This window comes from Curvibacter sp. PAE-UM, assembly GCF_001432305.1.
Taxonomy (GTDB): domain Bacteria; phylum Pseudomonadota; class Gammaproteobacteria; order Burkholderiales; family Burkholderiaceae_C; genus Hylemonella.
Genome location: NZ_KQ483358.1, coordinates 3,624,416 through 3,629,963, shown reverse-complemented (window position 1 = coordinate 3,629,963; position 5,548 = coordinate 3,624,416). Strand labels below are relative to the sequence as shown.

Here is a 5,548-nt window from a genome sequence, read left to right as displayed (position 1 = left end):
GTGCTAGAATTCGAGGCTCAGCTGATCGCAGCTAAGCAGGCGCAAGGCAGGAATGTTTTGCGGTGGTTCCTTAAAAATATACAGCCGATAAGCGTGGGCGTTTGAAGGCGATTGCCAAGTTCTTCGGAACTAAGTGCAAGTCACTTAAAAACGCTCATGAGAATAGAAGTGAAGTTCACTTCAATTCCGTTTTTATGAGTTGCTTAGAAATAAGCGAAAAATTCAAGATCGAACTATAGAGTTTGATCCTGGCTCAGATTGAACGCTGGCGGCATGCCTTACACATGCAAGTCGAACGGCAGCACGGGAGCAATCCTGGTGGCGAGTGGCGAACGGGTGAGTAATATATCGGAACGTGCCCAGTCGTGGGGGATAACGTAGCGAAAGCTACGCTAATACCGCATACGATCTATGGATGAAAGCGGGGGATCGCAAGACCTCGCGCGATTGGAGCGGCCGATATCAGATTAGGTAGTTGGTGGGGTAAAAGCCCACCAAGCCGACGATCTGTAGCTGGTCTGAGAGGACGACCAGCCACACTGGGACTGAGACACGGCCCAGACTCCTACGGGAGGCAGCAGTGGGGAATTTTGGACAATGGGCGCAAGCCTGATCCAGCAATGCCGCGTGCAGGATGAAGGCCTTCGGGTTGTAAACTGCTTTTGTACGGAGCGAAACGGTGAGCTCTAATACAGTTTGCTAATGACGGTACCGTAAGAATAAGCACCGGCTAACTACGTGCCAGCAGCCGCGGTAATACGTAGGGTGCAAGCGTTAATCGGAATTACTGGGCGTAAAGCGTGCGCAGGCGGTTATGTAAGACAGATGTGAAATCCCCGGGCTTAACCTGGGAACTGCATTTGTGACTGCATAGCTAGAGTACGGTAGAGGGGGATGGAATTCCGCGTGTAGCAGTGAAATGCGTAGATATGCGGAGGAACACCGATGGCGAAGGCAATCCCCTGGACCTGTACTGACGCTCATGCACGAAAGCGTGGGGAGCAAACAGGATTAGATACCCTGGTAGTCCACGCCCTAAACGATGTCAACTGGTTGTTGGGTCTTCACTGACTCAGTAACGAAGCTAACGCGTGAAGTTGACCGCCTGGGGAGTACGGCCGCAAGGTTGAAACTCAAAGGAATTGACGGGGACCCGCACAAGCGGTGGATGATGTGGTTTAATTCGATGCAACGCGAAAAACCTTACCCACCTTTGACATGTACGGAATCCTTTAGAGATAGAGGAGTGCTCGAAAGAGAGCCGTAACACAGGTGCTGCATGGCTGTCGTCAGCTCGTGTCGTGAGATGTTGGGTTAAGTCCCGCAACGAGCGCAACCCTTGTCATTAGTTGCTACATTTAGTTGGGCACTCTAATGAGACTGCCGGTGACAAACCGGAGGAAGGTGGGGATGACGTCAAGTCCTCATGGCCCTTATAGGTGGGGCTACACACGTCATACAATGGCTGGTACAAAGGGTTGCCAACCCGCGAGGGGGAGCTAATCCCATAAAGCCAGTCGTAGTCCGGATCGCAGTCTGCAACTCGACTGCGTGAAGTCGGAATCGCTAGTAATCGTGGATCAGAATGTCACGGTGAATACGTTCCCGGGTCTTGTACACACCGCCCGTCACACCATGGGAGCGGGTTCTGCCAGAAGTAGTTAGCCTAACCGCAAGGAGGGCGATTACCACGGCAGGGTTCGTGACTGGGGTGAAGTCGTAACAAGGTAGCCGTATCGGAAGGTGCGGCTGGATCACCTCCTTTCTGGAAACTGCAATCTAATTTGAACGCTCACACTTATCGGTTGTTGGAAGGTTGTCGCTAACGACTAAGCCTCGTGCCTGGTCCTAAGTGACCGGCTTGGGTCTGTAGCTCAGTTGGTTAGAGCACCGTCTTGATAAGGCGGGGGTCGTTGGTTCGAGACCAACCAGACCCACCATCCCGTTCCATCGAACTGGGGGATTAGCTCAGCTGGGAGAGCACCTGCTTTGCAAGCAGGGGGTCGTCGGTTCGATCCCGTCATCCTCCACCAATAACAATCAACATCAAAGCGGCTTCGTGCAGATACTGTCCGAGGCTTTTTTGATGTTGATCGATATCCATCGATCAACAAACGAGTCGCAAGGCTCACGGCTGTTCATTAACAATTTATAGAGTCGAATCAGCGTTGTCAGAGGAAACTGCACATTCGTAAAGGTTTAGTGCAGACCGTGCCTCTGATGACAATTTTTTGATTGCGTCAAAACGAAATTCAAACTTTGTTTGTATTTCAAGTAATGACGAATCGTTCTCTGGTAGCAATACCAAAGAATCATTCACATTACGGCATAACGCGCCAGGTGAAAGACCTGGCAAGTCCTTGAAGATGCTTTGGATCTCGCAAGAGAAATCAAAGTTATAGGGTCAAGTGACTAAGAGCATGTGGTGGATGCCTTGGCAATGATAGGCGACGAAGGACGTGAAAGCCTGCGATAAGCTTCGGGGAGCTGGCAAATAAGCTTTGATCCGGAGATTTCCGAATGGGGAAACCCACCTGCAAAGGTATCGCATACTGAATACATAGGTATGCGAGGCGAACCGGGTGAACTGAAACATCTCAGTAGCTCGAGGAAAAGACATCAACCGAGATTCCGAAAGTAGTGGCGAGCGAAATCGGAAGAGCCTGTTAGTGATAGCACGATTCTTAGCAAAACAGTCTGGAAAGGCTGGCCATAGCAGGTGATAGCCCTGTATGCGAAAAGAAACGTGTGGTACTGAGCTAACGACAAGTAGGGCGGGACACGTGTAATCCTGTCTGAATATGGGGGGACCATCCTCCAAGGCTAAATACTCATCATTGACCGATAGTGAACTAGTACCGTGAGGGAAAGGCGAAAAGAACCCCGGGAGGGGAGTGAAATAGATCCTGAAACCGCATGCTTACAAAAAGTAGGAGCCCGCAAGGGTGACTGCGTACCTTTTGTATAATGGGTCAGCGACTTACATTCAGTGGCAAGGTTAACCGAATAGGGAAGCCGTAGAGAAATCGAGTCCGAATAGGGCGTTCAGTCGCTGGGTGTAGACCCGAAACCAAGTGATCTATCCATGGCCAGGATGAAGGTGCCGTAACAGGTACTGGAGGTCCGAACCGACTAGTGTTGCAAAACTAGCGGATGAGCTGTGGATAGGGGTGAAAGGCTAAACAAACTTGGAAATAGCTGGTTCTCTCCGAAAACTATTTAGGTAGTGCCTCAAGTATTACCATCGGGGGTAGAGCACTGTTTTGGCTAGGGGGTCATGGCGACTTACCAAACCAAGGCAAACTCCGAATACCGATGAGTACAGCTTGGGAGACAGAGCACCGGGTGCTAACGTCCGGACTCAAGAGGGAAACAACCCAGACCGCCAGCTAAGGTCCCTAAAATTGGCTAAGTGGGAAACGAAGTGGGAAGGCTAAAACAGTCAGGATGTTGGCTTAGAAGCAGCCATCATTTAAAGAAAGCGTAATAGCTCACTGATCGAGTCGTCCTGCGCGGAAGATGTAACGGGGCTAAGCCAGTTACCGAAGCTGCGGATTTGCAATTTATTGCAAGTGGTAGGAGAGCGTTCTGTAAGCCTGTGAAGGTGGCTTGTAAAGGCTGCTGGAGGTATCAGAAGTGCGAATGCTGACATGAGTAGCGTTAAAGGGGGTGAAAAGCCCCCTCGCCGTAAGCGCAAGGTTTTCTACGCAACGTTCATCGGCGTAGAGTGAGTCGGCCCCTAAGGCGAGGCAGAGATGCGTAGCTGATGGGAAACAGGTCAATATTCCTGTACCGATGTGTAGTGCGATGTGGGGACGGAGAAGGTTAGCTCAGCCAACTGTTGGATATGTTGGTTCAAGCCTGTAGTCGTGCCTGGTAGGCAAATCCGCCGGGCTTAGATGAGGGGTGATAACGAGGCAGCTTGCTGCCGAAGTGAGTGATACCCTGCTTCCAGGAAAAGCCACTAAGCTTCAGCTACACACGACCGTACCGCAAACCGACACTGGTGCGCGAGATGAGTATTCTAAGGCGCTTGAGAGAACTCAGGAGAAGGAACTCGGCAAATTGACACCGTAACTTCGGAAGAAGGTGTGCCTTTAGTAGGTGAACCATTTACTTGGGGAGCCCAATGAGGTTGCAAAGAATCGGTGGCTGCGACTGTTTATTAAAAACACAGCACTCTGCAAACACGAAAGTGGACGTATAGGGTGTGACGCCTGCCCGGTGCTGGAAGATTAAATGATGGGGTGCAAGCTCTTGATTGAAGTCCCAGTAAACGGCGGCCGTAACTATAACGGTCCTAAGGTAGCGAAATTCCTTGTCGGGTAAGTTCCGACCTGCACGAATGGCGTAACGATGGCCACACTGTCTCCTCCTGAGACTCAGCGAAGTTGAAATGTTTGTGATGATGCAATCTCCCCGCGGAAAGACGGAAAGACCCCATGAACCTTTACTGTAGCTTTGTATTGGACTTTGAACAGATCTGTGTAGGATAGGTGGGAGGCTTTGAAGCGGTGCCGCTAGGTATCGTGGAGCCAACGTTGAAATACCACCCTGGTGTGTTTGAGGTTCTAACCTGGATCCCTTATCGGGATTGGGGACAGTGCATGGTAGGCAGTTTGACTGGGGCGGTCTCCTCCCAAAGCGTAACGGAGGAGTTCGAAGGTACGCTAGTTACGGTCGGACATCGTGACGATAGTGCAATGGCATAAGCGTGCTTAACTGCGAGACTGACAAGTCGAGCAGATGCGAAAGCAGGACATAGTGATCCGGTGGTTCTGTATGGAAGGGCCATCGCTCAACGGATAAAAGGTACTCTGGGGATAACAGGCTGATACCGCCCAAGAGTTCATATCGACGGCGGTGTTTGGCACCTCGATGTCGGCTCATCTCATCCTGGGGCTGTAGCCGGTCCCAAGGGTATGGCTGTTCGCCATTTAAAGAGGTACGTGAGCTGGGTTTAAAACGTCGTGAGACAGTTTGGTCCCTATCTTCCGTGGGCGCTGCAGATTTGAGGAAGCCTGCTCCTAGTACGAGAGGACCGGAGTGGACACACCTCTGGTGTACCGGTTGTCACGCCAGTGGCATTGCCGGGTAGCTATGTGTGGAAGAGATAACCGCTGAAAGCATCTAAGCGGGAAACTCGTTTCAAGATGAGATCTGCCGGGGCCTTGAGCCCCCTAAAGAGTCGTTCAAGACCAGGACGTTGATAGGTCAGGTGTGGAAGCGCAGTAATGCGTTAAGCTAACTGATACTAATTGCTCGTGCGGCTTGACCCTATAACTTTGATTCAGTAAATCAAGGAAGTTATGCCAAGTGACGCATTCAAAATAAGCTGATTCGCTCTATAAATTCGTCGTCTTGACCCAGTCAAGATGACAAAAAGTTATGCCTGATGACCATAGCGAGGTGGTCCCACTCCTTCCCATCCCGAACAGGACAGTGAAACGCCTCAGCGCCGATGATAGTGCGGGTTCCCGTGTGAAAGTAGGTCATCGTCAGGCTCTTACAGCAGAAAACGCCCCGTCATGTGACGGGGCGTTTTTAT

Annotated in this window: 2 tRNA genes and 3 rRNA genes; all 5 read left to right on the top strand. The window is 51.0% G+C overall.

Features of this window, described 5'->3' with window-relative positions:
* Window positions 1-230 precede the first annotated feature (230 nt).
* The 5 genes from AO057_RS17285 (at window position 231) to rrf (ending at window position 5,504) form a co-directional block, all read left to right on the top strand.
* A 16S ribosomal RNA gene (locus AO057_RS17285) occupies window positions 231-1,765 on the top strand.
* A 98-nt stretch (window positions 1,766-1,863) separates the two neighbouring features.
* A tRNA-Ile gene (locus tag AO057_RS17280) sits at window positions 1,864-1,940 on the top strand.
* A gap of 17 nt (window positions 1,941-1,957) precedes the next feature.
* Window positions 1,958-2,033 (top strand) — tRNA-Ala (locus tag AO057_RS17275).
* A 369-nt stretch (window positions 2,034-2,402) separates the two neighbouring features.
* A 23S ribosomal RNA gene (locus AO057_RS17270) occupies window positions 2,403-5,279 on the top strand.
* 112 nt (window positions 5,280-5,391) lie between these two features.
* A 5S ribosomal RNA gene (rrf, locus tag AO057_RS17265) occupies window positions 5,392-5,504 on the top strand.
* The 16S, 23S and 5S rRNA genes sit together here with 2 tRNA genes alongside, the layout of an rRNA operon.
* Window positions 5,505-5,548 lie beyond the last annotated feature (44 nt).